General features: G+C 41.4%; 22 protein-coding genes, 1 other RNA gene and 2 pseudogenes. 17 read left to right on the top strand and 8 right to left on the bottom strand.

Annotated features, from left to right (window positions below):
• Positions 1–142 precede the first annotated feature (142 nt).
• Both sucA and odhB read left to right on the top strand, forming a co-directional pair.
• A complete protein-coding gene (gene sucA, locus AOQ70_RS07730; RefSeq protein WP_039179296.1) occupies positions 143–2,977 on the top strand; it encodes a 2-oxoglutarate dehydrogenase E1 component in 2,835 nt (944 codons plus the stop codon).
• A 14-nt stretch (positions 2,978–2,991) separates the two neighbouring features.
• Positions 2,992–4,248 carry a 2-oxoglutarate dehydrogenase complex dihydrolipoyllysine-residue succinyltransferase gene (odhB, locus tag AOQ70_RS07725; RefSeq protein ID WP_039179294.1) on the top strand — a complete coding sequence of 419 codons (1,257 nt, stop codon included), beginning with the start codon at positions 2,992–2,994 and terminating at the stop codon, positions 4,246–4,248.
• A gap of 35 nt (positions 4,249–4,283) precedes the next feature.
• Here odhB and AOQ70_RS07720 read toward each other — a convergent pair whose 3' ends face one another.
• From AOQ70_RS07720 to AOQ70_RS07705, 4 genes are all read right to left on the bottom strand, one after another.
• Positions 4,284–5,234, bottom strand: coding sequence for a bile acid:sodium symporter family protein (locus AOQ70_RS07720; protein ID WP_059375528.1), 951 nt, complete (start codon positions 5,232–5,234; stop codon positions 4,284–4,286).
• A gap of 149 nt (positions 5,235–5,383) precedes the next feature.
• Positions 5,384–6,205: a superoxide dismutase gene (locus AOQ70_RS07715; RefSeq protein WP_059375525.1), complete on the bottom strand. Its 822-nt coding sequence runs from the start codon at positions 6,203–6,205 to the stop codon at positions 5,384–5,386.
• A complete protein-coding gene (locus tag AOQ70_RS07710) occupies positions 6,198–8,072 on the bottom strand; it encodes a terpene cyclase/mutase family protein (RefSeq protein ID WP_059375524.1) in 1,875 nt (624 codons plus the stop codon). The genes AOQ70_RS07715 and AOQ70_RS07710 overlap by 8 nt, the downstream gene beginning before the upstream one ends.
• Positions 8,073–8,372: 300 nt before the next feature.
• Positions 8,373–9,857, bottom strand: a complete 1,485-nt coding sequence (locus AOQ70_RS07705; RefSeq protein WP_039179283.1) for an aldehyde dehydrogenase family protein — start codon at positions 9,855–9,857, stop codon at positions 8,373–8,375.
• A 212-nt stretch (positions 9,858–10,069) separates the two neighbouring features.
• Between AOQ70_RS07705 and AOQ70_RS07700 the strand changes: the two genes are divergently transcribed.
• The 8 genes and pseudogenes from AOQ70_RS07700 (at position 10,070) to AOQ70_RS07670 (ending at position 15,781) form a co-directional block, all read left to right on the top strand.
• Positions 10,070–10,282, top strand: a complete 213-nt coding sequence (locus AOQ70_RS07700; protein WP_059375522.1) for a DUF6501 family protein — start codon at positions 10,070–10,072, stop codon at positions 10,280–10,282.
• A gap of 49 nt (positions 10,283–10,331) precedes the next feature.
• Positions 10,332–10,469: a YozQ family protein gene (locus AOQ70_RS19210; RefSeq protein WP_080967843.1), complete on the top strand. Its 138-nt coding sequence runs from the start codon at positions 10,332–10,334 to the stop codon at positions 10,467–10,469.
• A 279-nt stretch (positions 10,470–10,748) separates the two neighbouring features.
• Entirely contained in the window at positions 10,749–11,087 is a 339-nt protein-coding gene (locus tag AOQ70_RS07695; protein WP_024422682.1) for a PH domain-containing protein, read from the top strand.
• A gap of 175 nt (positions 11,088–11,262) precedes the next feature.
• Positions 11,263–11,909 (top strand): annotated as a pseudogene (locus AOQ70_RS07690) (SDR family oxidoreductase).
• A 91-nt stretch (positions 11,910–12,000) separates the two neighbouring features.
• Positions 12,001–12,501 (top strand): TraR/DksA family transcriptional regulator, encoded by a 501-nt coding sequence (locus tag AOQ70_RS07685; protein WP_047203851.1) that lies wholly within the window; start codon positions 12,001–12,003, stop codon positions 12,499–12,501.
• Between the two features lie 132 nt (positions 12,502–12,633).
• A non-coding RNA gene (ssrS, locus tag AOQ70_RS07680) (6S RNA) lies at positions 12,634–12,819 on the top strand.
• A gap of 133 nt (positions 12,820–12,952) precedes the next feature.
• Positions 12,953–14,755, top strand: coding sequence for a DNA helicase RecQ (gene recQ, locus AOQ70_RS07675; protein WP_039179275.1), 1,803 nt, complete (start codon positions 12,953–12,955; stop codon positions 14,753–14,755).
• 234 nt (positions 14,756–14,989) lie between these two features.
• Positions 14,990–15,781, top strand: coding sequence for a LysM peptidoglycan-binding and 3D domain-containing protein (locus AOQ70_RS07670; RefSeq protein ID WP_039179273.1), 792 nt, complete (start codon positions 14,990–14,992; stop codon positions 15,779–15,781).
• Between the two features lie 153 nt (positions 15,782–15,934).
• On the opposite strand, the gene AOQ70_RS07665 is transcribed toward AOQ70_RS07670, so the two are convergent.
• Positions 15,935–16,447, bottom strand: a complete 513-nt coding sequence (locus AOQ70_RS07665; RefSeq protein WP_039183160.1) for a GNAT family N-acetyltransferase — start codon at positions 16,445–16,447, stop codon at positions 15,935–15,937.
• Between the two features lie 198 nt (positions 16,448–16,645).
• On the opposite strand from AOQ70_RS07665, the gene AOQ70_RS07660 reads away from it, so the two are divergent.
• From AOQ70_RS07660 to prpB, 4 genes are all read left to right on the top strand, one after another.
• A complete protein-coding gene (locus tag AOQ70_RS07660; RefSeq protein ID WP_024422676.1) occupies positions 16,646–17,185 on the top strand; it encodes a DUF420 domain-containing protein in 540 nt (179 codons plus the stop codon).
• 168 nt (positions 17,186–17,353) lie between these two features.
• Positions 17,354–18,496: a citrate synthase gene (gene mmgD / locus AOQ70_RS07655; protein WP_047203849.1), complete on the top strand. Its 1,143-nt coding sequence runs from the start codon at positions 17,354–17,356 to the stop codon at positions 18,494–18,496.
• 2 nt (positions 18,497–18,498) lie between these two features.
• On the top strand, positions 18,499–19,935 hold the full coding sequence (locus tag AOQ70_RS07650; RefSeq protein WP_058837916.1) for a bifunctional 2-methylcitrate dehydratase/aconitate hydratase: 1,437 nt from the start codon (positions 18,499–18,501) through the stop codon (positions 19,933–19,935).
• 12 nt (positions 19,936–19,947) lie between these two features.
• On the top strand, positions 19,948–20,865 hold the full coding sequence (gene prpB / locus AOQ70_RS07645) for a methylisocitrate lyase (protein WP_059375519.1): 918 nt from the start codon (positions 19,948–19,950) through the stop codon (positions 20,863–20,865).
• Positions 20,866–20,899: 34 nt separating this feature from the next.
• Here prpB and AOQ70_RS07640 read toward each other — a convergent pair whose 3' ends face one another.
• Together AOQ70_RS07640 and AOQ70_RS07635 are read right to left on the bottom strand one after the other, a co-directional pair.
• Entirely contained in the window at positions 20,900–21,562 is a 663-nt protein-coding gene (locus AOQ70_RS07640) for a lysozyme family protein (RefSeq protein ID WP_039179260.1), read from the bottom strand.
• Positions 21,563–21,659: 97 nt separating this feature from the next.
• The gene (locus AOQ70_RS07635; RefSeq protein WP_059375517.1) at positions 21,660–22,985 is read right to left on the bottom strand and encodes an APC family permease; all 1,326 of its coding nucleotides are present in this window, start codon (positions 22,983–22,985) and stop codon (positions 21,660–21,662) included.
• A 186-nt stretch (positions 22,986–23,171) separates the two neighbouring features.
• Between AOQ70_RS07635 and czrA the strand changes: the two are divergent.
• Positions 23,172–23,500 (top strand): annotated as a pseudogene (gene czrA, locus AOQ70_RS07630) (Zn(II)-responsive metalloregulatory transcriptional repressor CzrA).
• A 30-nt stretch (positions 23,501–23,530) separates the two neighbouring features.
• Here czrA and AOQ70_RS07625 read toward each other — a convergent pair.
• The gene (locus AOQ70_RS07625; protein WP_058837913.1) at positions 23,531–24,055 is read right to left on the bottom strand and encodes a hypothetical protein; all 525 of its coding nucleotides are present in this window, start codon (positions 24,053–24,055) and stop codon (positions 23,531–23,533) included.
• Positions 24,056–24,173: 118 nt separating this feature from the next.
• Between AOQ70_RS07625 and AOQ70_RS07620 the strand changes: the two genes are divergently transcribed.
• Complete coding sequence (locus AOQ70_RS07620) at positions 24,174–25,106, top strand: helix-turn-helix transcriptional regulator (protein ID WP_058837912.1); 933 nt, start codon at positions 24,174–24,176, stop codon at positions 25,104–25,106.
• A gap of 54 nt (positions 25,107–25,160) precedes the next feature.
• A complete protein-coding gene (locus AOQ70_RS07615) occupies positions 25,161–25,634 on the top strand; it encodes a GyrI-like domain-containing protein (protein WP_039179246.1) in 474 nt (157 codons plus the stop codon).
• The last annotated feature ends 3 nt before the right edge of the window (positions 25,635–25,637 follow it).

Below are 25,637 nucleotides of genomic sequence, written 5' to 3'. Positions count from 1 at the left end.
AAAGAATGTAGAAAGTAATCCAAAACAGTGGTAGAATATTATTGGAAGCGTTTTATTACATAAATTTGGTCATTGTGTTCTGGAAGTTATATCGAGATAGTGTTCAATCACTTGATGATCAAAGTTGGGGGTAGTGTTCAAAATGTTTCAAAATGATGTGAAACAACCGTTGAGTTGGGAAGAATTTCATGGTCCGAACCTCGGCTATGTGCTCGAGCTCTACGATCAGTATGTCCAGGATCCTACTAGTGTTGATGAAGATCTAAGAGGCATATTTGATGAACTTGGTGCACCACCGAGTGAAATGAAGGAGGAAATTGGGAAAAAAGAAAATAGCGTAGTTACTTCTGAACAAATCCAAAAGATAGCATCAGTCGTTAAACTGGCAGAAGACATCAGAACGTATGGCCATTTAAATGCTTCCGTCAATCCTCTTCGCAAAGAAAAGGAATTACAAGAACTGTTTCCTTTAAAGGAGTACGGTTTAACAGAAGAAGATGTCAAGAATATTCCGATATCTATTATTAGTCCGGATGCACCAAAACACATTTCAAACGGCATAGAAGCCATTAACCATTTGAGAAATACGTATAAGCGTACCATTTCATTTGAGTTTGATCACGTACATGACTTCGAAGAGCGAAACTGGCTCTCAAAATCAATTGAGTCTGGTGAACTATTTAAGAAAAAACCATCAGACAAACTAGTTTCTGTATTCAAGAGATTAACAGAAGTTGAGCAGTTCGAGCAGTTTCTTCATAAAACATTTGTTGGGCAAAAGCGCTTTTCTATAGAAGGTTTAGACGCACTTGTCCCAGTACTTGATGAAATTATTTCAGAGTCCGTAACACAAGGGACTTCAAATATTAACATTGGAATGGCACACAGAGGCCGTTTAAATGTATTAGCACATGTGTTAGGGAAGCCATATGAGATCATTTTCTCAGAATTCCAGCATGCGCCAAATAAAGAGCTTGTTCCATCAGAAGGCTCTATCGGCATCAGCTATGGATGGACCGGGGATGTTAAGTACCATCTTGGAGCTGACCGTCAAATCAAAGACGAAGATACAAAGAGTGCGAGAGTCACGCTTGCTAATAACCCAAGTCACTTGGAGTTCATTGATCCAATCATTGAAGGAAGCACGCGTGCTGCTCAGGAATCACGTACTCAAAAAGGCTATCCAGTTCAAGACGTTGAAAAAGCGTTAGCCATCTTAATTCATGGGGATGCAGCATTCCCTGGAGAAGGAATTGTGGCAGAAACATTAAATTTAAGTCAACTTGTAGGCTATCAAGTGGGCGGAACCATCCATATTATTGCCAACAATATGATCGGGTTTACAACGGAAAGCAATGAATCTCGTTCGACGAAATATGCAAGTGACCTTGCAAAAGGGTTTGAGATTCCTATTGTTCACGTCAATGCAGATGATCCAGAAGCGTGTTTAGCGGCTGTTCAGCTAGCTGTAGAATACCGCAAACGTTTCAAGAAGGATTTCCTTATTGACTTGATCGGCTACCGCAGATATGGTCATAACGAAATGGATGAGCCTTCTACAACTCAGCCAATGCTGTACGATGCGGTCAGAAAGCACAAAACGGTCAAGAATATCTTTGCAGATAAACTTGTCTCAGAAGGTCTTTTGACAAAAGAGCAGCGTGAAGAAATCGAGCAGGCTGTGACGGCAAAAATAGAAGAAGCTTATAAAAAGGTGCCTTCAAAGAAAGAGCATACGATTCAAGAAATCGAACTGCCAGAGCCTGTATCAAACGGCTTCCCAGCAGTGGATACATCAGTAGAATTTGATGTATTGCGAAAGTTGAATGAAGAATTGATCAGCTGGCCGAATGATTTCCAAGTATTTGGTAAGCTGAAACGGATCCTTGAAAAACGTGCAAAAGTGTTTACAGATGACCGTAAAGTAGAATGGTCACTTGGGGAAGCACTCGCATTTGCATCTATATTAAAAGACGGTACGCCAATTCGAATGACCGGACAGGATTCAGAGCGTGGTACTTTCGCTCAAAGAAACCTTGTTCTTCACGACAGTCAAACGGGTGATGAATTTATTGCTCTTCATGAACTGAGTGATGCAAATGCATCGTTTACTGTTCATAACAGTCCACTGTCAGAAGGCTCAGTCATCGGATTTGAATATGGTTATAATGTCTATTCTCCTGAAACGTTAGTGATTTGGGAAGCTCAATTCGGAGACTTCGCAAATGCGGCTCAAGTGTATTTCGATCAATTTATCTCAGCTGGCCGTGCAAAATGGGGACAAAAATCAGGTTTAGTGATGCTGCTGCCGCATGGATATGAAGGACAAGGTCCTGAGCATTCAAGTGGAAGAACAGAGCGCTTCCTGCAATCAGCTGCTGAGAATAACTGGACAGTTGCGAATCTGACAAGTGCAGCGCAATATTTCCATATTCTTAGAAGACAGGCGAAAATGCTGCTTCGTGAAGAGATTCGTCCGCTTGTCATTATGACACCGAAGAGTCTGCTTCGTAACCCGAACACATTGTCTGAAGTCCAAGAATTAACGGATGGACAGTTCCGTCCAGTTCTTGAACAGCCAGGTCTTGTACATGATCACGAAAAAGTATCGCGTCTCGTGCTATCTAGCGGGAAGGTATCCATTGATATTAGTGATCGTTTTACTCAAATGGAAGAGCCGAAAGATTGGCTTCACGTTGCAAGAGTGGAACAGCTATATCCGTTCCCAGCCAAAGATATTAAAGGAATTCTAACAAAGCTGACAAACTTAGAAGAAATCGTATGGGTGCAAGAAGAACCGCAAAATATGGGAGCTTGGGGATACATTGAGCCATATTTACGTGAAATTGCGCCTGAAAAAGTAAAAGTACGTTACATCGGCCGAAGAAGACGTTCAAGTACGGCTGAGGGTGATCCAACTGTGCATAAAAAAGAACAAGAACGAATTGTATCTGATAGCTTGACTCGCAAAAACTAAGGGGGAAATGAAAAATGGCGGAAATTAAAGTACCTGAATTAGCGGAATCAATCTCGGAAGGAACGATTGCTCAATGGCTAAAGCAGCCGGGCGATTATGTGGAGCAGGGGGAGTACCTGCTGGAACTTGAAACAGATAAAGTCAATGTCGAACTGACTGCTGAAGAATCTGGTGTATTAAAAGAAGTGCTCAAAGATTCTGGTGACACTGTACAAGTTGGAGAGGTCATCGGAACGATTGCAGCAGGTGAAGCTGGCGGAAGCGAGTCCGCAGCTCCAGCACCTGAGCAAGCTTCTGCACCAGCTTCGAAAGAAGAACCGGCAGCTGCTCAAAAAGAAGAAGCAGTGAAAGAAGAGCCGAAAGCTGGTAATGGCAGAACCATCGCTTCTCCTGCAGCTAGAAAACTAGCGAGAGAGAAGGGATTAGACTTATCTGAGATTCCAACCGTAGATCCGCTGGGCAGGGTACGAAAGCAGGATGTCGCTTCTTATCAAAAGAATGAAGCACCTGCAAGTGCACCGAAAGCCGCGCCAAAAGCAAATGCGGCGGTGCAAACTGAACAACCAGGAAAGCCAGTTGAACGTGAAAGAATGTCACGCCGCAGACAAACAATTGCAAAACGTTTAGTTGAAGTTCAACAAACGGCTGCGATGCTGACGACATTTAATGAAGTTGATATGACAGCTGTGATGGATTTAAGAAAGCGTCGTAAAGATGCCTTCCTAGAACAAAATGATGTCAAGCTTGGCTTCATGTCCTTCTTTACAAAAGCAGTTGTAGCAGCACTGAAGAAATATCCGCTGCTTAACGCAGAAATTCAAGGTGATGAGCTTGTCTTGAAGAAATTCTATGACATCGGCATCGCTGTTGCTGCAAACGAAGGACTTGTCGTACCGGTTGTCCGTGATGCAGACAGATTGTCATTTGCCGGGATTGAAAAAGAAATTGGTCATCTTGCGAAAAAAGCAAGAGATAACAAATTGGCTCTTAGTGAGTTACAAGGTGGATCATTCACGATCACAAACGGCGGAACATTTGGTTCTCTGCTTTCAACACCGATTTTAAACAGCCCGCAAGTTGGAATTTTAGGAATGCATAAAATTCAGCTTCGTCCGGTGGCGATTGATGAAGAACGTTTTGAGAACCGTCCGATGATGTATTTAGCTCTTTCTTACGATCACCGTATTGTCGATGGTAAAGAAGCAGTTGGATTCCTCGTTACGATTAAAAACCTGCTTGAAGATCCTGAGCAGCTATTGCTTGAAGGATAATCTTCTATTATAAAAAGCTAGCACCTGTTAAGGTGCTAGCTTTTTTTCTTTTCACTGTCAGGTTGTCCTCGTTTTGACCAATACGTCGCAAGCCAGGAACCAGATAAGTTATGCCACACACTAAAAATCGCACTTGGTACGGCTGCGAGCGGCGAGAAATGTGCTGTTGCAAGGGCTGCACCAAGCCCGGAGTTTTGCATCCCTACTTCAATCGAAATCGCTCTTTGAGAAGGGATATCCATTTTGCACCATTTAGCGATCAGGTATCCAAATAAAAGACCGAGCCCATTATGTAAAACGACAACGGCTAATATCAGCAATCCAGATTGAAGAATCTGCTCTTTATTTGCACTGACAACCGCTGCAATGATCACCACAATTCCAGCAACAGATACAAGCGGCAATGCTTGAACCGCATAGTTTACTTGTTTTTTGAAAAACACCTTAACAATAACCCCTAAGATAATAGGAATAAGCACAACTTGGACAATCGACAAAAATAATGCCTCCGGTGATACAGGCAACCATGATCTTGCAAAGATAAAAATAAAAAGAGGCGTTAAAAAGGGAGCAAGAAGGGTCGATATAGTTGTGACCGCTACGGATAATGCCATATTGCCTTTTGCCAAAAAGGTCATGACATTGGATGCAGTACCGCCTGGGCAGCAGCCCACAAGAATAACGCCTACTGCAATTTCAGATGGCAGCCGTAATCCGTAAGCTAATAGAAAGGCGATCAGCGGCATGAGTGTGTACTGCGCCAAAACCCCGATTAGCACATAAAGAGGTTTACGAAAAAGCTCCTTAAAATCTTCACCTGATAACGTAAGCCCCATCCCAAACATAATGATTCCTAGTAAAAAAGGGATATACGGTCCAATCTGAGAGAATACGTCAGGAAAAGCAAATCCAAGACATGCAAAGATAATGACCCAGATTGCGAAGGTTCTTCCTGCAAATTGACTAATGGTTAAAAGAATGTTCATTCATTGCTTCATCTCACTTTCCTCACATATCTTTCCTATTTTAAACGAATTTTCTGAAAAAACAACCCGTTCTTTATAAAGGTGTTAATAATTTAATTATGTAAACTAAAAACACCCCATATAAGCATGAGCCTATATGGAGCATCGTCTTAAAAAGGGGTCCACTTCACTTGCTGTGCTTGCTTAAGCCTTGGTTCTGGCTCACGCCAGTCAACTACACTCCACCAACGATCTACGTATTTCGGTTTTTCATTCAGATATTGAAGATAGTAGGCGTGCTCCCATACATCAAGGGCTAAAAGAGGGATTACGTCCCATTGTGACAAAAGTTGATGGCGTTCTGCTTGTAAAATCTCTAATCGCTGGGATCTGGGCGCCCAAACGAGAATGGCCCAGCCGACACCCTCTACTTGTTTGGCCGCTGCTGAAAATTGAGATTTGAATGCGTCATAACTGTCAAATGATTGTTCAATGAGACGAAGCATTTGTCCAGTGGGCTTTCGTTTTCCTGAAGGACTCATGGAAAACCAAAAAATACAATGTAAATAGTGTCCAGCACCATTGAAGGCAAGCTCTCTTTCCCAATGCTTGATCATTTTGAAATCATTGGTTCTTCTTGCATTTTTTAATGCAAGCTCAGCTTGGTTCAAACCATCAACATATGATTGATGATGTTTCTGGTGATGCAAATACATAATCTCCTTTGAAATAAACGGTTCTAGTGCATCATACCGGTAAGGGAGAGGAGGTAGCTTATGATTTCCCGCTGCTACCTCTCGCATGTCTTCTTGTGGTTTCATGTCCTCAGAAATACGTTCTGCCAGTTCGTACCACTCTTGTTCACTGGAATGTTCATCATCCATTGAAAACCATAAATGGTCTACTTTCTGACGGATGTTGTCATCTTGAATCGCGGATTGAATGGAGCTAAGCCACTCTTTGAGCTGCATTCGATACTGTTCCTTATTCATTCTTACGCCTCATTTCATCTAAAAATGTAGAACAAGCCATCATGGGAAAGACAAATGGATAGCTATGATAGGTGATGTAAAATTGCTTTGGCAGGCCAATGCCTACTGGATAGTGCAAGGCTTCACTCGTGTGCTGATGATGGGTCAAAAATGAGATGGCTTTTAAAATCGCTTTGTCATCTGGCTTCTCATATTGTAAAAGTGCCTCTGCTGCCCAAGCCGTCTGCACCACTGTGCCAAACGGGAGGGGGACATACGTTTTTACCTCTGCACTTTTACACGATTCTCCGAAGCTGCCATCTTCTCGTTGAATCTGCTTTAAAAATCGGCACGCTTTTTGAACAGCAGGATGGGTAGAGGGGATGCCGGCCTCTTTTAGTCCTGTTAATGCTGCCCACGTCCCATAAATATAGCAAACACCCCATCTGCCAAACCATGATCCATTTTTCTCTTGATGATCTAGGAGCCACTTGACACATTGATCTTTTTGCCTGTGAACGGGTGGTGACATGTTTTTCTCTTCAAGACCAATGAGATGAAGCACCCGGCCTGTAATATCGGGAGTCGATGGATCGATCGCTGCATCCTCCGCAGATTCAAGCGGCAGATGTCGAAGCAGGAAGTGATCTTGATTTTTTTCAAAAGCAGAGAATCCGCCGTCACGGTTTTGCATGGAAAGAAGCCAATGAAATCCTCGTTTCCACTGAACTGGTGCGTATGTTCGCGGAATGGCTTTTAAGACAATTTGCGTATCATCACAATCAGGGTTATTTGTGTTGATATCTGAAAAACCAAAGCCTCCCGGGGCAGCATGACGGTTATGAATCGCCCAATCTGCTTTCTTCATTTGCTGCCGGTTCAGCAAGTATGAGAAAGACTTAGTGATGACTGGGTCTTCTTGTTTTTTGCCAGCTTTTTGAGAAGCGTAACTGACAAGCGCTGTATCCCAAACTGTGGATGTGGAATTTTCTGCATACATTCTGCCCTGACAGACAGTAACTAGTTTTTTCATGCCTTTGACTGCTTTTAAAATGAGATGATGCCCAGGGGAGTACCCAAGACTCATAAGTGCATAGACCATAAATATACTGGCACTTAAATAGCTGTACAGCGTGCCATCTTTTTCAAGGCGATCAAACATATATCGCTTTGCTGCTTCATATCCGAAAAAGTCCAGCCGGCTGTCGAGTGCTGTATACGATCGCATGTAAGTCAGAAAGTGTTGAGCGGAACGTTCTTCTCTTGCCATAAACCAGTCAAATGGATTCTTAGACATGTTTGCATCAAGGTGTGCCAAGCTTGGAAATGTCTCATGAGAGGTATATCGTTTGTTGAGTGCGATCATCATTGGTACAAAGTGAATTCTTGCATATGCACTAAGATGATAAAAGTGCAGCGGAAAGTATGTAGGGATGAGTAAAAAGGAAAGTGGTGCATAGAAATACGGCCAAGGGTGCATGCCGTTGACGGCGAGCATCCACTTTGTCATAAAGTGAACGTTCTTTAATCCGCCTTTTGAACGTATATATTGCGCTGCTTTTTCCATATGAGGCTCATCTTGTTGAAACCTGCCTGATACGAGCATTCCGCAATAGCCCTGCACAGTGGCAGTTACATGTCCCGTTTGATCATGATACAAAGAAAAAGACCCATCCTCATTTTGTTTTTCGCGGATCGCTTCTGCTAGTTGATGAACCAAAGCCTGATCTGAATCACCGACAGCCTTTAACAGCATAATCAAAAAAGCATTTGTCATCATAGGACCTTCAAAGCAGAAAACAAAGGCGCCATCTTCTCGTTGTCTTCGCTGCATTTGTATGTGCAATTCTTCGATAAATTCGTTTACTTTCAATTGAAAATCTTGCATATGCGGCCATGCTCCTTTCCTTTCATACTATATTCAGGAGCCGGCCTGTCACATGCAAACATAAAAAAAGCCGATGACAGGGTCACCGGCTCAGCGTGTAGACAAACCCTCGCATTCGGTGTCAGGTCTGCGCGCTGGTGCTCACGAATGTCCATTCGCTCCGCGCCAGTGCTCGTCCTTCCTAGACTGCAAAGGTTTTCTATCACGCTGAAAAGAAGACAAAATGCTAAAATAAAAATCATTTTAGCACTTTGTCAACGATCTGAGCCGATGACAGGGTCAAAGGCTTTCTTGACGTCATTAGTCTTGGAGATTAATCCATACACTTTTGACTTCTGTATAGTTGTTAAGGGCATATGACCCCATTTCTCTGCCAAGACCTGATTGCTTATATCCTCCAAACGGGGAGGCGGCATCAAAGACATTATAGCAGTTGACCCAAATTGTTCCTGCTTCAAGACGTGCAGCAATATCGTGGGCATGCTTTAAGTTTTCTGTCCAAAGTCCTGCTGCTAATCCATATTCAGACTGGTTGGCCCGTTCGACCACTTCATCAATGGAATCGTAAGGAATTGCAGATAAAACAGGTCCGAAGATTTCTTCTTTGGCAATGGTCATTTCATCTTCTACATCTTTAAAAATAGTAGGGGAGACGAAATAGCCAGCCTCATAAGGGCAATCGCCACCGACAACGGCTGTTGCCCCTTCGGATTTACCTTTTTCAATATAGCCTAATACGCGTTCGTGCTGTTCTTTACTTACAAGAGGTCCAATTTGTGTATCTTGATGAAGACCAGCGCCTTGCTTGAGGGATCCTGCATATTTGGCCATTTGATCGACCACTTCATCATATTGGCTTCGGTGAACAAAGACTCTGGAGCCCGCGCAGCATACTTGGCCTTGGTTAAACATGACGCCATTTAAAGCACCTGGAATGGCTTTCTTTAAATCGGCATCAGGTAAAATAATATTCGGTGATTTTCCGCCAAGCTCTAATGTGACCCTTTTAATGGTTTTAGCCGCTTTCTCCATAATTAATTTTCCAACGCTTGTTGACCCTGTGAAGGCAAGTTTGTTCACATCAGGATGTTCAGTTAAGGCATTTCCGGCTGTTTCACCAAATCCAGGAACAATGTTAATCACGCCTTCTGGGAAGCCGGCTTTGTCCACTAATTCTGCTAAATAAAGAGCAGAGAGTGGAGTTTGTTCGGCTGGCTTTAAAACGATGGTGCATCCTGTTGCAAGTGCGGCACCCATTTTCCACATGGCCATGAGTAGCGGGAAGTTCCATGGGATGATTTGTCCTACAACGCCAACCGGCTCATGGCGGGTATAATTAAAATATCCTTGACTGACAGGAATGGTTTGTCCATTCATTTTTGTCGTCCAGCCCGCATAATAGCGCATGTGCTCAATAGCGAGGGGAATATCTGCATTTGTTGTTTCATTGATTGGTTTTCCATTATCTAAAGTTTCAAGCTGTGCAAGCTCTTCTTGATTTTCTTCCATTAAATCAGCAAGCTTGAACATGAGGCGGGCGCGTTCAGCGGCAGACATTGAGCGCCAAGGACCATGGAAGGCTTTTTTAGCAGCTTTTACTGCCTCATCAATATCTTTTTCACCTGCTTCATATACATCAATAAGGGTTTCGCCTGTGGCTGGGTTAGGAGTAGCAAAGGTTTTATTGTCGTGACTTGTGACAAACTGACCGTTAATGTAGAGTTTTTTCGTCCCTTGGAGAAAAGATTCGAGTTTTGAACTAATTTGAAGTGTTGTAGAGCTCATAAATAAACAAACCTCCTTAAAGATATGGATTGTTTTCTGCGAGTTCTAGGTGAGAAAAGCGGACATGCAACGAAACTGTATACGCACAAAAATGTAAACGTATACAATCATCATATTACACGACATGTTTGAAAGCAATCCATAACACTCATTGCATTTCGTGAAAATTTGGCTACAATAAATGTATAGATGAAAAAAGGAGTTTTTAAATCATGAACCATCAAAACTGGCAAACGGCTCAAACGTTAAAACAAGTAAAATGTGTACATACAAACGCGAAAAAATATATGGTCGACCGGGCATTAACGGTTGGAAGCACATATGAAGTGAAAAATGAAACAGAGGAATTCCTGTTTGTCGTTGATAATACGGGTAAAGTAGGCGGGTATTACAAAGAGTATTTTGAAGATATTTCGGCTGAATGATTTTGAGGGTCATCACTCATACTAAGAAAAACAGTAAAGGGTGATGATGATGAAAAAGCAGCAAAATGATGAGCAGCAAAATCAAAATGCATGGCATGAACACGAAGATGCTGATATGGCGATTACGCTTGAACAGATTTCTGATGTGTATGCCGAGGGAACGATTGACACACCAAAAGACGAATAGGCATTTAAAAACAGTGATTTGTCATAATCACTGTTTTTTTATTGGAATGATTCAGCATTTTTTCTAGAAAAGAACTGAAACTTTTTTCCTGCTTTAACAGTCTAAATAAATAGAGGAAAGAGCATCGGATCAAAAAGAAAAAGTTAAATGAAATTTAATCTATTCGTAATGGAATAACGATCATTTATAGCGTATTCTATAAGTGAGAATAAAACGTACCCACAGAGCCGTGTGGCCGTTTTGTCATAAAGGAATTTGATGCAGGAAGAGGGGGTTTACGTGGGTATTTTTTCTGTCAGTAAACAAAATGATAAGAAATTCGAATCCTTATTGATTGAAGGGGAAAGAATTGAGGCTGTTTACAGACTGCGTCACGACCAAATTTGCTTTACAAATAAACGACTGATCTTTGGCGATAACCGCGTATTTTCTAAGAAGAAAGTCAGGGTCTCCTTGCCGTATCGATCAATTGAAAGTTTTGCCATTCAAGAAGCTGGCGTGTTTGATCAGGACACAGGTATGCTGCTTGTCACAAGCTCAAAAGTATTTGAACTCGACTTTTCCAAAGAGACGGATTTGAGTGATGTGCAAGCCATTTTGACAAAACATCTTTGCTGATCAATCTTGCGATTACATAGATCATATGCACTTTTCTCATTCTTCGTTCTTATTTTCATAGATCGCACATTTCTGAGCCTTTCCCATCTGATGGGAAGGGCTTTTTTCTGCTTAAGTGTTTGAATGATAGCAAAAAAGGTTAAAGATGAAACAGATACAGAAAGGAGAATGAACAATGAAAGTGTTAGTTGCAGGAGCAAATGGACATACAGGTAGACTTGTCGTTCGTTATTTAAAAGAAAAAGGACATGAGCCGCTTGCTCTCATTCGAGATGAAAAACAAGCTGATGCGCTAAAAGAACTTGGTGCAGCACCTGTCATCGGTGATCTTGAAAAAGATGTGACAGATGCTGTGAAACAAGCAGACGCTGTCATCTTTGCAGCTGGTTCAGGCTCAAAAACAGGTGCGGATAAGACCATTGCGGTCGATCAAGAAGGTGCAAAACGCCTCGTTGATACAGCGAAAAAAGAAAACATCCAGCATTTTGTTATGCTCAGTTCCTATAATGCCGATGACCCGAACCAGGGAAAAGGGCAAGGAAGTATGGAAACTTATTATGAAGCGAAAAGAAAAGCTGATGAACACTTAAAACAGTCTGGTCTTTCCTATACGATTGTCCGCCCGGCGCCCTGCTGCATGAGGAGAAGACAGGAAAGATTAAAGCTGCCGAGCATATTCCAGATGATCAGAACATCGAGATTTCAAGAGAGGACGTAGCCATTGTTCTTGTGGAGAGCTTAACAGAATCGAATGTGAAAAATAAGTCCTTTGACTTGATTAAAGGCGATAAACCAATCGAAGAAGCACTTCGCCATCTTTAAGAGAAAAAAGCTGCTGCCAAATAGGCGGCGGCTTTTTTGATGTTTTCTTTTCCCTTCCAGCGGGAAGGTAATGAGAAAGGAGTGATTGACCGTGGGCTTAACGAAAGAACAACAAGCTGATTTATACGAAAGATTGATTCAACTAAAAGAAGATGTGAAGGGATCAAAAAAGAAAGAAGAATCGATGCTCGTTGAATCGAGTGAGATATCAAATGGTGTTGGGAATCATATCGCTGATCATGGGAGCATCTATTTAGACCGCATGACAGAACAAACGCTGGATCAAGTCGATGATCAACTTGAAGGTGAAATCGATGCAGCACTGAAACGAATGGAAGACGGAACATATGGGATTTGTGAGAAAACAGGAAAAGAGATCCCATATGAGCGTTTAAAAGCAGTTCCATATACACGCTTTTCAATTGGTGCAAAGAAAAATGAGGAAACAACTCAAGATCCAAACGAGTTTGACCGTTCATTCTCCGATCAAATGCGTGATTTAACGAATAGAGAAACAATGGATCAAATGCATTCAGATACGTATGAAAGACTGGAGGAAGAGCAGGATGTTGATGTGGAGGAAGAAAAATAGCAATATATGAGAAGGTTAAATTTTTTCAGAATAATGTTTCCATATATACTCGTGGATAAAAATCTTGTATACATGAGTATTTCAAAGAGAAAAGATCTCTTGAAATTTAATTAACTTTCGTGTAGTATAGTTTAAAGGCTGCGATGCGCGTAATGTTAATTAAGTTTTAACCTTTAAGCTGTAATAGGGAGTTTTATATTGAAGCCGGAATGTCATGCCTCCTTAGAGAGGAAGACAGGAACGTTTCTGCAAACACCCACTTTGAGGAGTGGTGGTTTAAAACTTTCTTACTTAGATTACGGCATCCGCAGCTTTTCCTAGGATGATTCAAGCCATTTTCCATTTCGGAAAATGGCTTTTTATTTTGTGAAAAAACGAAATTGCACAGACCGCCGGATGAAGAAGGAATGTATGTTAAAATAGACAAAACAAAAGACGGAGAGGGAAATGGATGTTAGAACAAGCAGAAGCACTCCTGAAACAATACTTTGGCTTTGACACCTTTAGGCAGGGACAGAAACAAGCCATTGAATCGATTGTAAACAAACAGAAGGATACCGTCTGTATTATGCCGACAGGCGGAGGGAAATCGGTTTGCTACCAGATTCCTGCCCTGATGATGGAAGGAACAACGATCGTTGTATCCCCGCTAATTTCTTTAATGAAAGATCAGGTCGATGCGCTAAATGAGATGGGCATACGATCGTCCTTTTTAAACAGCACACTTTCTGCAGCTGAAATGAATAAAAGGCTAAAAAAATGTGCAGATGGGGAATATCAGCTGCTTTATATCACACCTGAACGTTTACAAAATGAACGTTTTTTTCAGCTACTTGATCGGTTAACGATCCCTTTAATCGCAATTGATGAAGCGCACTGTATATCTGAGTGGGGACATGATTTTAGGCCAAGCTATCGCTTTATTCAAGAATGCTTAGATAAATTGACAAAAAGGCCAGTGATAGTCGCACTAACGGCTACAGCCACGAAAAAGGTCCACCGAGATATATGTGAACAGCTTGGCATGAACGAAGAAGAAACCATTTTTACTGGGTTTGCTAGAGAGAATTTGTCTTTTCAGGTGGTCAAAGGAGAAAATAGTGACCGCTTTATCACACATTATATGAAGAAAAACAAGCTTGAGTCCGGCATTATCTATACAGCTACAAGAAAAGAAGCTGAAAACATTTACAATCGGCTAAAGAAACAAAAGATCAAAGCTGGCATTTATCATGGCGGGTTAGATGACGATGTGAGAGAAGAGCAGCAAAACCTGTTTTTAAATGATGACATCCAGGTCATGGTCGCTACATCTGCATTTGGCATGGGAATTAATAAATCAAATGTCCGTTTTGTCATTCATCATCAAATTCCAAGGGATATTGAAAGCTACTATCAAGAAGCTGGGCGCGCAGGTAGAGACGGTCTTGAAAGTGAATGTATTTTACTGTTTTCGCCGCAGGGCGTACGAATGCAGCGCTTCCTCATTGAACAGTCAACAGAAGATGAAGTGCGCTATCAGCATGAACTGCTTAAACTAAGACAAATGGTGGATTACTGTCATACTGAGCAATGTTTGCAGCAATTTGTAATGGACTACTTTGATCAATCAACAAGTACTCCTTGCCAAAAATGCAGCAATTGCCTTGATGAAAGAGAGCGTGAAGAGGTCACTCGAGAAGCGCAAATGGTTTTATCGTGTACGGTTAGAATGAACGAGCGATTTGGAAAAATGATGATTGCTCAAGTACTGGCAGGCTCTAAAAATAAAAAAGTGCTTGATCTTGGTTTCGACCGTCTTCCTACATACGCTTTAATGAAGCAGCAATCAGCCCAGCAAATCAGTGATTTCATCGAATTCCTAATTACAGAAGAGTATTTGCACATGTCTGAAGGGGCTTACCCAACATTAAAAGTGACACATAAAGGGAAGAAAGTGTTAGTCGGACAAGAGGCTGTGTATAAAAAGCAGGCAGTTAAAAGAGAGGCGATTCAAGAAAACGATGCATTATTTGAGCAGCTGAGAGCGGTGAGAATGAAGCTGGCGAGAGAGCAGGGCGTTCCGCCATTTGTTGTATTTTCTGATCAAACATTGAAGGAAATGTCAGCTGTTCAACCTAAAACAGAAGAAGAACTTCTCCATATTAAGGGGATAGGCGCTCAAAAAAGAGAGAAATATGGGGATGTTTTTCTAGAAGAAATCCGTTTATTTATAGAAAAAGAGAAAAATAAAGAGGTTGAAGAAGAAAAATAAATTTTTTTCGCTGCGTTTGGACACGTTTTCAACAGGAGGTTTCTGATCCTTTCAAAACCTTGATATGGCGGGTAATTGAGCTGTTTTGTGGTCTGATTTACCAATGGAGAGAGATGTTTCATGTAAAGGAACTGTAATCTAAAACATATCGTTTTGTTATTGAATTGACATTTACATATGTTACGATAGCACTCGTTAGCCGCCATAAAAAGCTAACAAGGGAGGATTTACTTTATGAAGAAGACTATTATGTCCTTGGTTGCTGTTGCAGCAATCTCAACAACAGCATTTGGAGCACAGCAAGCTTCTGCAAAGGAAATCACTGTGAAGAAAGGTGATACACTTTGGGGAATCTCTCAAAAAAATGATGTGTCTCTAAAGGACCTAAAGGGTTGGAACAATTTATCTACAGACATGATTTATGTAGGTGATAAATTGACAATCTCTTCAAAAGAGAAAACTCAGGAGCAGTATAAAGTCCAGAAGGGGGACAGCCTCTGGAAAATCGCTCAAAAATTCAATGTGTCAATTAGCGATATTAAGTCTTGGAATAACTTAAACTCAGATATAATTGTGACTGGTTCAACACTAAGTGTTGCTGGTCAAAGCTCAGCTCCGGTAAGCTCAGAGCCTGTACAAAAACAGGAGCCTGTCCAAAAAGAGCAAACAACACAAAAAGCTGCTCCTAAAAAGGAAACAGCTAAAGCAGAATCATCTTCTGCTAGTCAAAGTGTACAAAAAGAATTGACTGTAACGGCTACGGCTTATACAGCAAATGATGGTGGCATCTCAGGTATCACTGCAACAGGGGTAAACTTAAACAAAAACCCAAATGCGAAAGTCATTGCAGTAGATCCTAATGTCATTCCATTAGGAAGTAAGGTTTATGTTGAAGGCTACGGTGAAGCTACCGCAGCAGATACTGGCGGCGCAATTAAAGGTAACAAAATTGATGTACATGTACCAAGCAAATCCCAAGCAAAAAATTGGGGCGTAAAATCAGTCAAAGTGAAAGTACTTAACTAGTAATCTATTGTTTTTTGGAAGAAAGCATCAGGTGGCGGCCTGATGCTTTTATTGTACCCTTTTTTTGGTCAAAAAAACACATATTTTTCAGAAAAATTTGCATTTTCGACAAAAACCAGCGTATATTCTATCACACACGCTGGTTTTTTGGCGTTAGCTGTCCACCCAATAAATTTCCCCGCTTTGTTCTTCCCAATTAATTTGGACATCAAATTGGTGCTTTTCATAAAAGTGAATCAAGCGGTCCACGTGATTCCAATCTCTTTTGACGAGGTCACCTGTGATGACTGGAATGTTCTGCTCTCTTGCGATTTCTTTTAAATGCTTCATGCAGATTGAGCCGTATCCATTATCGGGAGGGCCTTTAATATCAGCAATGTGAATCTTTCCTTCTTCAGGATATTCCGCGATTAAGGAAAAATCAGATTGTCCGCGAAAAGCTTTTTCACAATCGCTGAGCATGATTTTGCATGTATCCGCACTTTCAATGGCAGAGACAATCATCCATTCGTCTTCTTTTGCCTGATCAATGCCAATGATCTTTGCTTTTTTCGAAATATCTTTCATATTTTCTTGCATTCGATACATTTGAAACTGCAATTGCTGTAATTCTTGCTCTAACGTCTTCACATCTTTGGTTGTTTCCTGTAAGATTGACAAGTCCATTACTCCTTTCATATAAGAAATCATAAAAACCACATAAATTCCAATTCTAAAGGAAGTGGATGGATCTTTCAAGCCGTTAGAACGCCAGTAATCGGCAAGTTTGTCTAAAATTCGACGAAGACAGCGAATTCATTGACTTTATAGAGAAAGTTAAATAACATACTCTTAGTCGGAACTAATAAAGAGAGGTTTTCAAACATGAACGAACAGAATCAAAAACCGAAAAATTTCACCGGCATTGTTGTCATTTTAACAATTGCCATAAACGGATTAATCGCTTTATTATTTTTAATGCCAAAAACAGATAAATTTAGTCATCTGGACATTACATTTCTTCCTTTACTGAATGCCGTGATGAACAGCTTTACGTTTATCTTCTTACTTTCAGCACTCATTATGATTAAACAAAAGAACATTAAAGCACATAGACGATTTATCTTTGCTGCATTTTCAACAACACTTGTCTTTTTAATTTCCTATGTGACATATCATTCAATGGCAGCTGATACACACTTCGGAGGAGAAGGGATCATCCGTCCAATTTACTTCTTTATTTTGATTACACATATTGTGCTTTCAGCAATTATTGTACCGCTTGCATTGATTACACTATTTAGAGGCGCACAGATGCAGGTTGAGCGTCACCGTAAAATTGCCCGCTGGACGATGCCGCTTTGGCTCTATGTTAGTCTCACTGGCGTCATTGTCTATATCATGATTTCTCCATACTACAGCTAACGTATGTCCAACTGGACATACGTTCTTTTATTTACAAGATGAAGTGCTTTGGATAGAATGGAAATTGGATATCCGACTTGCACGGTATCTTCCCATCTATAGATTCACATCATTTCTGGCCGTTTGCTCGTTTGGAGATCAACAATTGGACGAAACGGGGGTTATATGATGACTGAACAATTGCAGTATAAACCGGGGCTTGAAGACATTGTGGCAAGCGAAACATCCATATCATACTTAGATGTGGAGCAAGAGGAAATTGTGATTCGCGGGTACGACCTCATTGAGCTAGCACAAAACAAGACATATTTAGAAACAGCCTATCTGCTTATTTATGGAAGATTACCAGATACGATGGAATATCACCAATTTCAGCAAGATATATCCTCACAAACGAACTTACATCCAACCATTCAAACCATTTTAACGAAGCTGCCAAAAACCACTCACCCTATGGATGCGATGAGAACATGCTTATCTGCTCTTGCAGGGTACGATGATGCATTACATGATCGATCAGAAGCGTGCCAAGTGAAGCGTGCAGTTCGATTACTAGGCCAGCTGCCGGCCATTGTTGCTGGAAGCTATCATATTCTCACAAAAGACGCCGCTATTTCTCCAGATCAGACCAAATCCTACACTGAAAACTTTTTATCCATGCTAACTGGACGCACCCCGACCCAAGACGAAATCACCGCTTTTGACCAAACACTTACATTATATAGTGAACATGAGCTGCCGAATTCAACGTTTGCAGCTAGAGTCATTGCATCCACGCATTCTGACATGTATGGTGCTTTTACTGGAGCGATCTCTTCATTAAAAGGTGACCTCCACGGAGGAGCAAATGAAGCTGTCATGCACATGCTTCTTGAAGGAAAAACAACGGAAGGATTTCTTGCGCTCATTGAACGAAAATTAGCCGCAAAAGAAAAAATGATGGGTTTTGGCCACAGAGTATACATGAGAAAAATGGATCCGCGTGCCGCTCTTTTAAAACGTTCATTGAAAACGCTTACTGAATCAAAGGGAGATACAACGCTATATGACATGTGTGTAGCAGGAGAGGCATACATGAAAGAGCAGAAAAACCTCTATCCGAATCTTGATTATTACGCCGCTCCTATTTATTACGTGCTTGGAATTCCTATTTCACTTTATACACCCATTTTCTTTGCTGCAAGGGCTAGTGGATTAGCCGCTCATGTTATTGAACAGCATTTGCATAATCGCATTTTTAGACCGAGAGTCCGGTATTTAGGGCCAAGAGGATTAAAGGTTTCAAATGATGATGGAAAAACGGGGGAATGAATATGAACAAAACAGCAGTCGCCAATCAAACAGATCAGCTATTAGAAGAAATTGCTGCCTATGCAGTAGACGGAGAAATTACGAGCAAAGAGGCCATTGAAACCGCGCGTTATGTGCTCATAGACACGCTCGGGTGCGGAATGCTGGCGCTCAATTTTCCAGAATGTACGAAGCACCTTGGTCCCATTGTACCTGGAACAGTCGTACCTAACGGAGCAAGAGTTCCAGGCACTTCGTTTGTGCTAGATCCTGTTCAAGCGGCTTTTAATATTGGCTGTATGATTCGCTGGTTAGATTATAATGACACATGGCTTGCACAGGAGTGGGGCCATCCGTCAGATAACTTAGGCGGAATATTAGCTGTAAGTGATTATATTAGCAGAAATCGTCTTGCAAACGGAGAAGAGCCGCTAACGATGAATGACGTACTGCATGCAATCGTCAAGGCACATGAAATTCAAGGTGTGCTCGCTTTAGAAAATTGTCTGAATCGAAATGGATTGGACCATGTGCTATTTGTCAAAGTGGCAACAAGTGCAGTTGTATGTGCAATGCTTGGTGGAACAAAGGAAGAAGTCCAGCATGTGTTATCACAAGCGTTTGTTGATAATTCCCCGCTTAGAACATATCGCCACGCCCCAAACACAGGATCTAGGAAATCATGGGCAGCAGGGGATGCAACAAGCCGCGGAGTGAGACTGGCAATGATGACACGAAAAGGGGAAATGGGCTATCAAACGCCGCTTAGTGCAGAGAAGTGGGGCTTTGAAGATGTTCTTATGAAAGGAAAACCACTTACGCTCGCCCAGCCTCTTGGATCATACGTCATAGAAAATGTTCTTTTCAAAATTGCTTATCCTGCTGAATTCCATGCGCAGACTGCTGCAGAGGCGGCTGTGATGCTGCATGACGCTGTAAAAGATCGTTTAGATGAAATTGACCGGGTAGAGATTACGACACATGAGTCAGCAATTCGAATTATTGATAAGAAAGGGCCGCTTTATAATCCGGCAGACCGTGATCATTGCTTGCAGTATATTACAGCCATTGGACTGATTTATGGTGAGCTAACAGCTGACCATTATGAAGAAGAAACGGCGCAAAACCCAGCCATTGATCGTCTGCGTGATCAAATGGTTGTGAAAGAGGATAAGCGTTATACAGAGGATTATTTAGATCCGAAAAAGAGATCAATTGCAAACTGTGTACAAATTTTCTTTAAGGACGGGACGATGACAGACCGAATTGAAATTGAATACCCGCTTGGTCATCGCAGAAGAAGACAGGAAGGCATTCCGCTGCTTGAAAAGAAATGGCTCTATCATTTAAAGACAAGATTTCCACAAAAACAAGTAGATCAAATTGTGTCACTTTGCCAAAATCCAAATCAATTAAAAACAACAACAGTACCAGCATTTATGGACCTATTCGTCATATAAGGGGGAGCTAGCGTGTGGATCGTGAATGAAGAAAGAAGTCAGGCTGATTTAGCCGCAGCCTTTAAAGAACAAATGAACAAATCGGCTTTATTTCAAATTCCAGGCGTTCACGATGGAATGTCTGCGCTCTATGCAAAAAAAATGGGCTTTCAAGGGCTCTATTTATCAGGTGCCGCTTTTTGCGCCAGCAAAGGACTGCCTGATCTCGGCATGATCCATTCAACAGAAATGGCTGAAAAAGCGAAGGAGATTATTCGAGCATCCCAGCTGCCGCTTTTGGTCGATATGGACACAGGCTATGGCGGTGTTTTAAATGCAGCAAGAGCAGCAAAAGAAATGGTTGAGAGCAAGGTGGCAGCTGTTCAAATTGAAGATCAGCAAATGCCGAAAAAATGCGGGCATTTAAATGGGAAATCACTCGTTCCAGTAGAAGAAATGGTCGCAAAAATCAAAGCCATCAAACAAGCGGCACCAACGCTTTTGGTGATTGCGAGAACCGATGCAAAGTCCGTAAATGGGATGGAGGATGTCACACGCCGTGCCAATCTTTACGTGGAAGCAGGAGCTGATGCTATTTTTCCTGAGGCACTCATCACAGCAGAGGACTTCACGCATGCGTCAAACAATATTAAAGGTCCGCTCCTTGCCAATATGACGGAGTTTGGCAAGACGCCTTATTATCATGCAGACGAATTTTCAATGTTTGGCTTTCAAATGGTCATTTACCCTGTGTCATCACTCAGAGTCGCTGCAAAAGCGTATGAGCGTTTATTTACAGAAATCATGGAAAAGGGAACGCAGCAGGGGATACTTGGGGATATGCAAACGAGAAAAGAGCTGTATGAAACGATTCATTATGATGAGTATGAGGAAATGGATCAGCAGTTAGCAAAAACGATCCTTCCGGAAATTGGGAAAGAACAGCGATAAAATGAAAAGCACTTCCTTGACGGAAGTGCTTTTTTTACGATGATGGTGTGGATGATGAAGCCAATTTCATCTTTTCTTCAACTGTTTTCGTTTTTTCTTTTACTTTTTCAGCGTAAGTGAAATCACCGTAGCAATACGGATAGCGGAAGTTATCTTTGTTGCCGCCACACGTATAGACCTTGGGGTTTCGTTTCACTTGCTTTTTGGAGTATTGCTTTGCCAATTTCTCGGAATGTTTTCCCCCGTTTTTTGCAACAAAATCAATATAGCCGATTCCCATGTTATAGCTTTGAATAATGGTTTCCAAATCAACGCCTTTTTTCTTCCCATGCTTGTACATAGTCGAAAAATGATGGACTCCTTGTTTAATGCTTTTCTGAGGGTCATTGATTTCATTTCGTTTCAAACCAAGAGATTCAGAGGACTGCATTGGATCTCCGCCTCTGCCTTTTGATTCTTGATACATCATACCGAGGATTAACGCGGTATACTGATCTAAATCTTGATCTCTTAACTCTGTTTCTACAAGCGGTTTGTAATCATCCAATCTCGACAAAACAATTGATTCCGTATCAATCGGCAGCTTTTTTAACTCCTTTTGATTAAAGGAGATGGCAATGGCTGCTAATACGAAAACAAAGAGAAAAATCGTGAAACAGCCTGAAATGGCAAAACATCCTGTTTTTTTCTTTTTCAAGGTCAGTTCACCCCTGTTTTGCCCCGCTTTTAAAAGGGAAGTACAGCCTTTTTATTATGACATATCCTAAGCAGGATACCAAGTGAAAACCTTATAATCAATCATATCCAAACGTAAATTCAGACCTTGTTTTCAGCCTGAAGCAGAAATAAATAAAACCGATCATCAGCCAAATCATGCCAATGATTAATGCATTTGTACTGATGCTCGTTAACAGCCAAATACAAAACGCCGTCCCGCATAGAGGGATCACTGCATATCTCAATGTATTCAGAACACCTCTTTGTTTTTGTCTGACGAAAAAGTACGCAAAAACAGACAAATTCACAAAGGTAAATCCAATTAACGCGCCGAAGCTGATAAAGGAATAAATGACTACAAGTTCGCCAACGACTGCGGTTAAGGAGAAAGCCCCGATTAATAAAATATTAAAAACAGGGGTTTTTAATGTCGGATGAATATACCCGAAGAAACGCTTCGGTAACGATTGATCTCTTCCCATTGCATATAAAAGCCTTGCTGCACTCGCATGTGACGATAAGGAGGAAGAAATAACAGCGACCATTGTGCCAGCTAAAAAGAACGAGTGGAGAAATGCGCTGCCCACGAATTCTGCAATTTCAAGTGAGGCTGCATCAGGATGTTTGAACTGCTGAAAATTTGGAAACACCTGCTGCAAAAAATAAGACGTCAACGTAAAAAGTACGCCTCCAATCGCAACTGTTAAGAAAATGGCAAGCGGAATCGTCTTTTTTGGTTTAATGGTTTCCTCAGACATCGTCGAAATGGCATCAAATCCAAGAAATGAGAAACATAAAATGGTCGCTCCTGAAAAAATAAGCGCTGGATCTAAGCTCGCTGAATAAAAAGGCCGGGCTGACAATAACTCTCCACTGCCAGCGTTTTGCGTGAGCCCATAAATAACAAACCCAACAAAGGTGACGGCGACAATGACCTGAAACGTCACAAATAGTGCCGTTATGTTGGCTGTAAGCCGAATACCGATTACATTGACAGTCGTTATGGCGATAGCAAGTATGATGATCCAAATGTAATGAGGTACATCAGGAAAGGCTGCGGTTAAATAAGCACTTCCGATCGCAAAATTCACCATAGGCAGAAATAAATAATCCAGTAAAAGTGTCCAGCCCACAAGGAAGCCGACATGAGGATGAATACTTTTTTGCGCATATGTATAAGCAGATCCTGCTTTTGGAAAAGCCTTCACCATATTCCCATAGCTAAGCGCTGTCAATAGTAATGCCAGCAACGTAAATATATAAGCTGCAGCTACGTGTCCTTTCGTCAGCTGAGCAACAATGCCGTATGAATCAAATACGACAAGTGGATCCATATAAGCAAGCCCGATCACAACAAGTGGAAAGACAGTCAGGCTGCGTTTTAGTCTTGGCTCTTCAGTCAATTTGCCTATCAGCTCCTCTAAAAAAATGAATAAATAATGCTCATTTTAAAAAGAATGCTACCAAGTGTCAATGCTATTTGAATAAATCTTTTTTCTAAAGTGTGCCCGCTTTGCACGCCGCACGTTTTAGTATATGATGATACATAGAATAAGTCGTGATTTGACTAACAAGAAAGGTGAAGCGAAATGAAGGAAGAACTGAATACAAATCAAGAACAGGAACGGATGGAGCTGGATGAAGAAAGCTTATTTCTTGTCTCCCAAACGTTTAAAGCCTTATCTGATCCGACACGTATTCGCATTCTGCACCTGCTGTCTCAAGGTGAATACTCGGTCAATGATATCGCGGAAACGCTGAATCTCATGCAATCAACTGTTTCTCATCAGCTCCGTTTTTTAAAAACCTTCGTCTCGTGAAATCTAGACGAGCAGGGACATCGATTTTTTACAGCCCTGAAGATCAGCATGTGATGGAAGTACTTGAACAAATGATTCACCATGCGCAGCATGACTAATAAAAACTTCCTACTCATATAGGAAGGTTTTTACGCATGATGCATATGTGCTGATCGTTTACCTGCTTTCATCATTTGATAAGAAAAAACGACATAGTAAGCAGCTAACAGAAAAAAGCTGAGCATGGTCATGGCATCATCACTCACAATATGCTGATACAGTTCAACGACACCAATCTTTGTGAGCGAATAGTTTGTCAGCTCACCCAGCTTAAAACTAAGTCTAGATAAAAATAAGCATAAAATGAAGCTTTCAATCCATTTACTCGTTTTCACATAAAGACGGCCATTTTCTTCTTTCATCCGGATCGTCTCATAGGCATGAACGGCCAGACTGCTTCCAAAGAGCATACCAATAGCGGCATAGATGAAAATGCTGTGATTTTGCCAGCCTTCTAATAAGAGAATAAGAGCAGTGAGTCCAAATACATACATTCTCATCAAAAGACTGATTGGGCGCACAAGCTGATAGCGTCTCATACGATTCATTCGAAAAATGATGCAGATCAGCATAATGCCTCCAATTATGAATAACTGCCACACGTGATGTGTCATGATGCAACCTCCTCCTGCATGTGCAGGGATGTAAACGAATGCTGGCTGTTCCTTATCTTTACCATTCTTTCTTTTTTTATCAAATCAAAACCTACATTTATGAAAAAGAGGAAAAGGCATGAAAATCGATCGTATTTTATCTATTGTGATGCTGCTTATTAGCAAGCAGCAAGTTCAAGCGAAAGACCTTGCTGAACTTCATGAAGTGAGCGTGAGGACGATTTATCGCGATATTGAGACCATCAATCAAGCCGGGATTCCTGTTGTGACAACACAAGGAGCAGGCGGAGGCATTTCACTTGTTGATGACTATCGTTTAGAGAAAAAATTATTTACCGATGATGACATTGAACTTATTTTAACAGCTCTTGAAAGCATGACGAGTGCATATTCCTTTAAAGAAAGTGAACATGTACTGAAAAAAATCAAATCTCTTATTCCGCGACAAACTCATGAAAGTGAGAAACAGCACCATGTCTTTATTGATTTAAGCTCATGGGGGAAAGACAGTCAGGCTGAGAAGAAGCTGCAGCTGATCCATACCGCTGCCTCCGCGCATCAATTCATCCAGTTCACTTATCGCAATGCAAAAGGTGAAACACTTCCACGGAAAGTGGAGCCTTATACGCTAGTCTTAAAAGGAAGGCATTGGTATTTGTATGCGTTCTGTTGTGTGAAAAAAGCTTTTCGTCTGTTCAAGCTGACAAGAATGACAGACCTCATCACCATTTCAGCATATTTCAGGCCGAAAAGAATCAAAAATGAAGAGAAGCCTTGGAATGACTCTTGGCATGAAGAACCTTCAGTCACAACGCTCACGCTCAGGTTAACGGAAGTATCAGTTGGCAAAGTGAAGGAATGGGTGGATGAGAACGAATTGATCGTCTGTTCAGATGGAACCTATTTGGCAGCATTGACCGTGCCGCAAGATGATTGGCTGCACAGTTTCCTATTCCATTTAGGACCGGACGTCGACATTCTTTCACCTCAGCACATCAAGGAAGCGTTTGATCTCAAATTAAAACAATTTATGAAGAGATTAGAAACTTGACACACAGTTGTCAGGTTTCTTTTTATATGATGGGAGAAAAGGAGATGAGAATGTATGTACGATATCGTGACATTAGAAAAACAATGGATCAAAGGGTTGTCTGTTCGAACTACAAACGAAATAGAGCAAACAAAAGAGCGGAAGATTGCGCCGCTTTGGCAGGAATTTTTTGCGCAGCAGCTTCATGGGGGACAAGCCCCAGTCATAGGGCTTTATTCAGATTATGAAAAAGATGAACATGGCTCGTATTTATTCACGGCTGGGCAGTTCGCGAGGCAGCATCGAGATCATGTCATAGAGATTCCTGCGTCCACCTACGCAAGATTTCAAACGAGAAAGGGACCAATTGAAGAGGTTGTGCTTGAAGCATGGCACAAGATTTGGACGTGGGATCAGCGACAATACCGCACTTATACAGGTGATTTTGAATGGTATGATGAAAGATCTATTGATCCAAAAGAAGCGCAAATTGATATTTATATTGCGGTGGATGAAAAAATGTTTGCTAAAACTAATACCATTAGTTAATAT

The organism is Bacillus sp. AM 13(2015), assembly GCF_001518755.1.
Lineage (GTDB): Bacteria > Bacillota > Bacilli > Bacillales > Bacillaceae > Bacillus > Bacillus safensis.
Note: the sequence above shows the minus strand (reverse complement) of the source record. Positions and strands in the feature narration are given on the sequence as shown.

What these genes read in the sequence shown, in the direction of transcription:
- sucA (WP_039179296.1), top strand. Translation starts at nt 143, where the DNA reads ATGTTTCAAAATGATGTGAAACAACCGTTGAGTTGGGAAGAATTTCAT.
- odhB (WP_039179294.1), top strand. Translation starts at nt 2,992, where the DNA reads ATGGCGGAAATTAAAGTACCTGAATTAGCGGAATCAATCTCGGAAGGA.
- AOQ70_RS07720 (WP_059375528.1), bottom strand. Translation starts at nt 5,234, where the DNA reads ATGAACATTCTTTTAACCATTAGTCAATTTGCAGGAAGAACCTTCGCA.
- AOQ70_RS07660 (WP_024422676.1), top strand. Translation starts at nt 16,646, where the DNA reads ATGAACGAACAGAATCAAAAACCGAAAAATTTCACCGGCATTGTTGTC.
- AOQ70_RS07615 (WP_039179246.1), top strand. Translation starts at nt 25,161, where the DNA reads ATGTACGATATCGTGACATTAGAAAAACAATGGATCAAAGGGTTGTCT.
- AOQ70_RS07650 (WP_058837916.1), top strand. Translation starts at nt 18,499, where the DNA reads ATGAACAAAACAGCAGTCGCCAATCAAACAGATCAGCTATTAGAAGAA.
- mmgD (WP_047203849.1), top strand. Translation starts at nt 17,354, where the DNA reads ATGACTGAACAATTGCAGTATAAACCGGGGCTTGAAGACATTGTGGCA.
- recQ (WP_039179275.1), top strand. Translation starts at nt 12,953, where the DNA reads ATGTTAGAACAAGCAGAAGCACTCCTGAAACAATACTTTGGCTTTGAC.
- AOQ70_RS19210 (WP_080967843.1), top strand. Translation starts at nt 10,332, where the DNA reads ATGAAAAAGCAGCAAAATGATGAGCAGCAAAATCAAAATGCATGGCAT.
- AOQ70_RS07715 (WP_059375525.1), bottom strand. Translation starts at nt 6,205, where the DNA reads ATGAATAAGGAACAGTATCGAATGCAGCTCAAAGAGTGGCTTAGCTCC.
- AOQ70_RS07665 (WP_039183160.1), bottom strand. Translation starts at nt 16,447, where the DNA reads ATGGACTTGTCAATCTTACAGGAAACAACCAAAGATGTGAAGACGTTA.
- AOQ70_RS07700 (WP_059375522.1), top strand. Translation starts at nt 10,070, where the DNA reads ATGAACCATCAAAACTGGCAAACGGCTCAAACGTTAAAACAAGTAAAA.
- AOQ70_RS07705 (WP_039179283.1), bottom strand. Translation starts at nt 9,857, where the DNA reads ATGAGCTCTACAACACTTCAAATTAGTTCAAAACTCGAATCTTTTCTC.
- AOQ70_RS07710 (WP_059375524.1), bottom strand. Translation starts at nt 8,072, where the DNA reads ATGCAAGATTTTCAATTGAAAGTAAACGAATTTATCGAAGAATTGCAC.
- AOQ70_RS07670 (WP_039179273.1), top strand. Translation starts at nt 14,990, where the DNA reads ATGAAGAAGACTATTATGTCCTTGGTTGCTGTTGCAGCAATCTCAACA.
- AOQ70_RS07625 (WP_058837913.1), bottom strand. Translation starts at nt 24,055, where the DNA reads ATGACACATCACGTGTGGCAGTTATTCATAATTGGAGGCATTATGCTG.
- AOQ70_RS07620 (WP_058837912.1), top strand. Translation starts at nt 24,174, where the DNA reads ATGAAAATCGATCGTATTTTATCTATTGTGATGCTGCTTATTAGCAAG.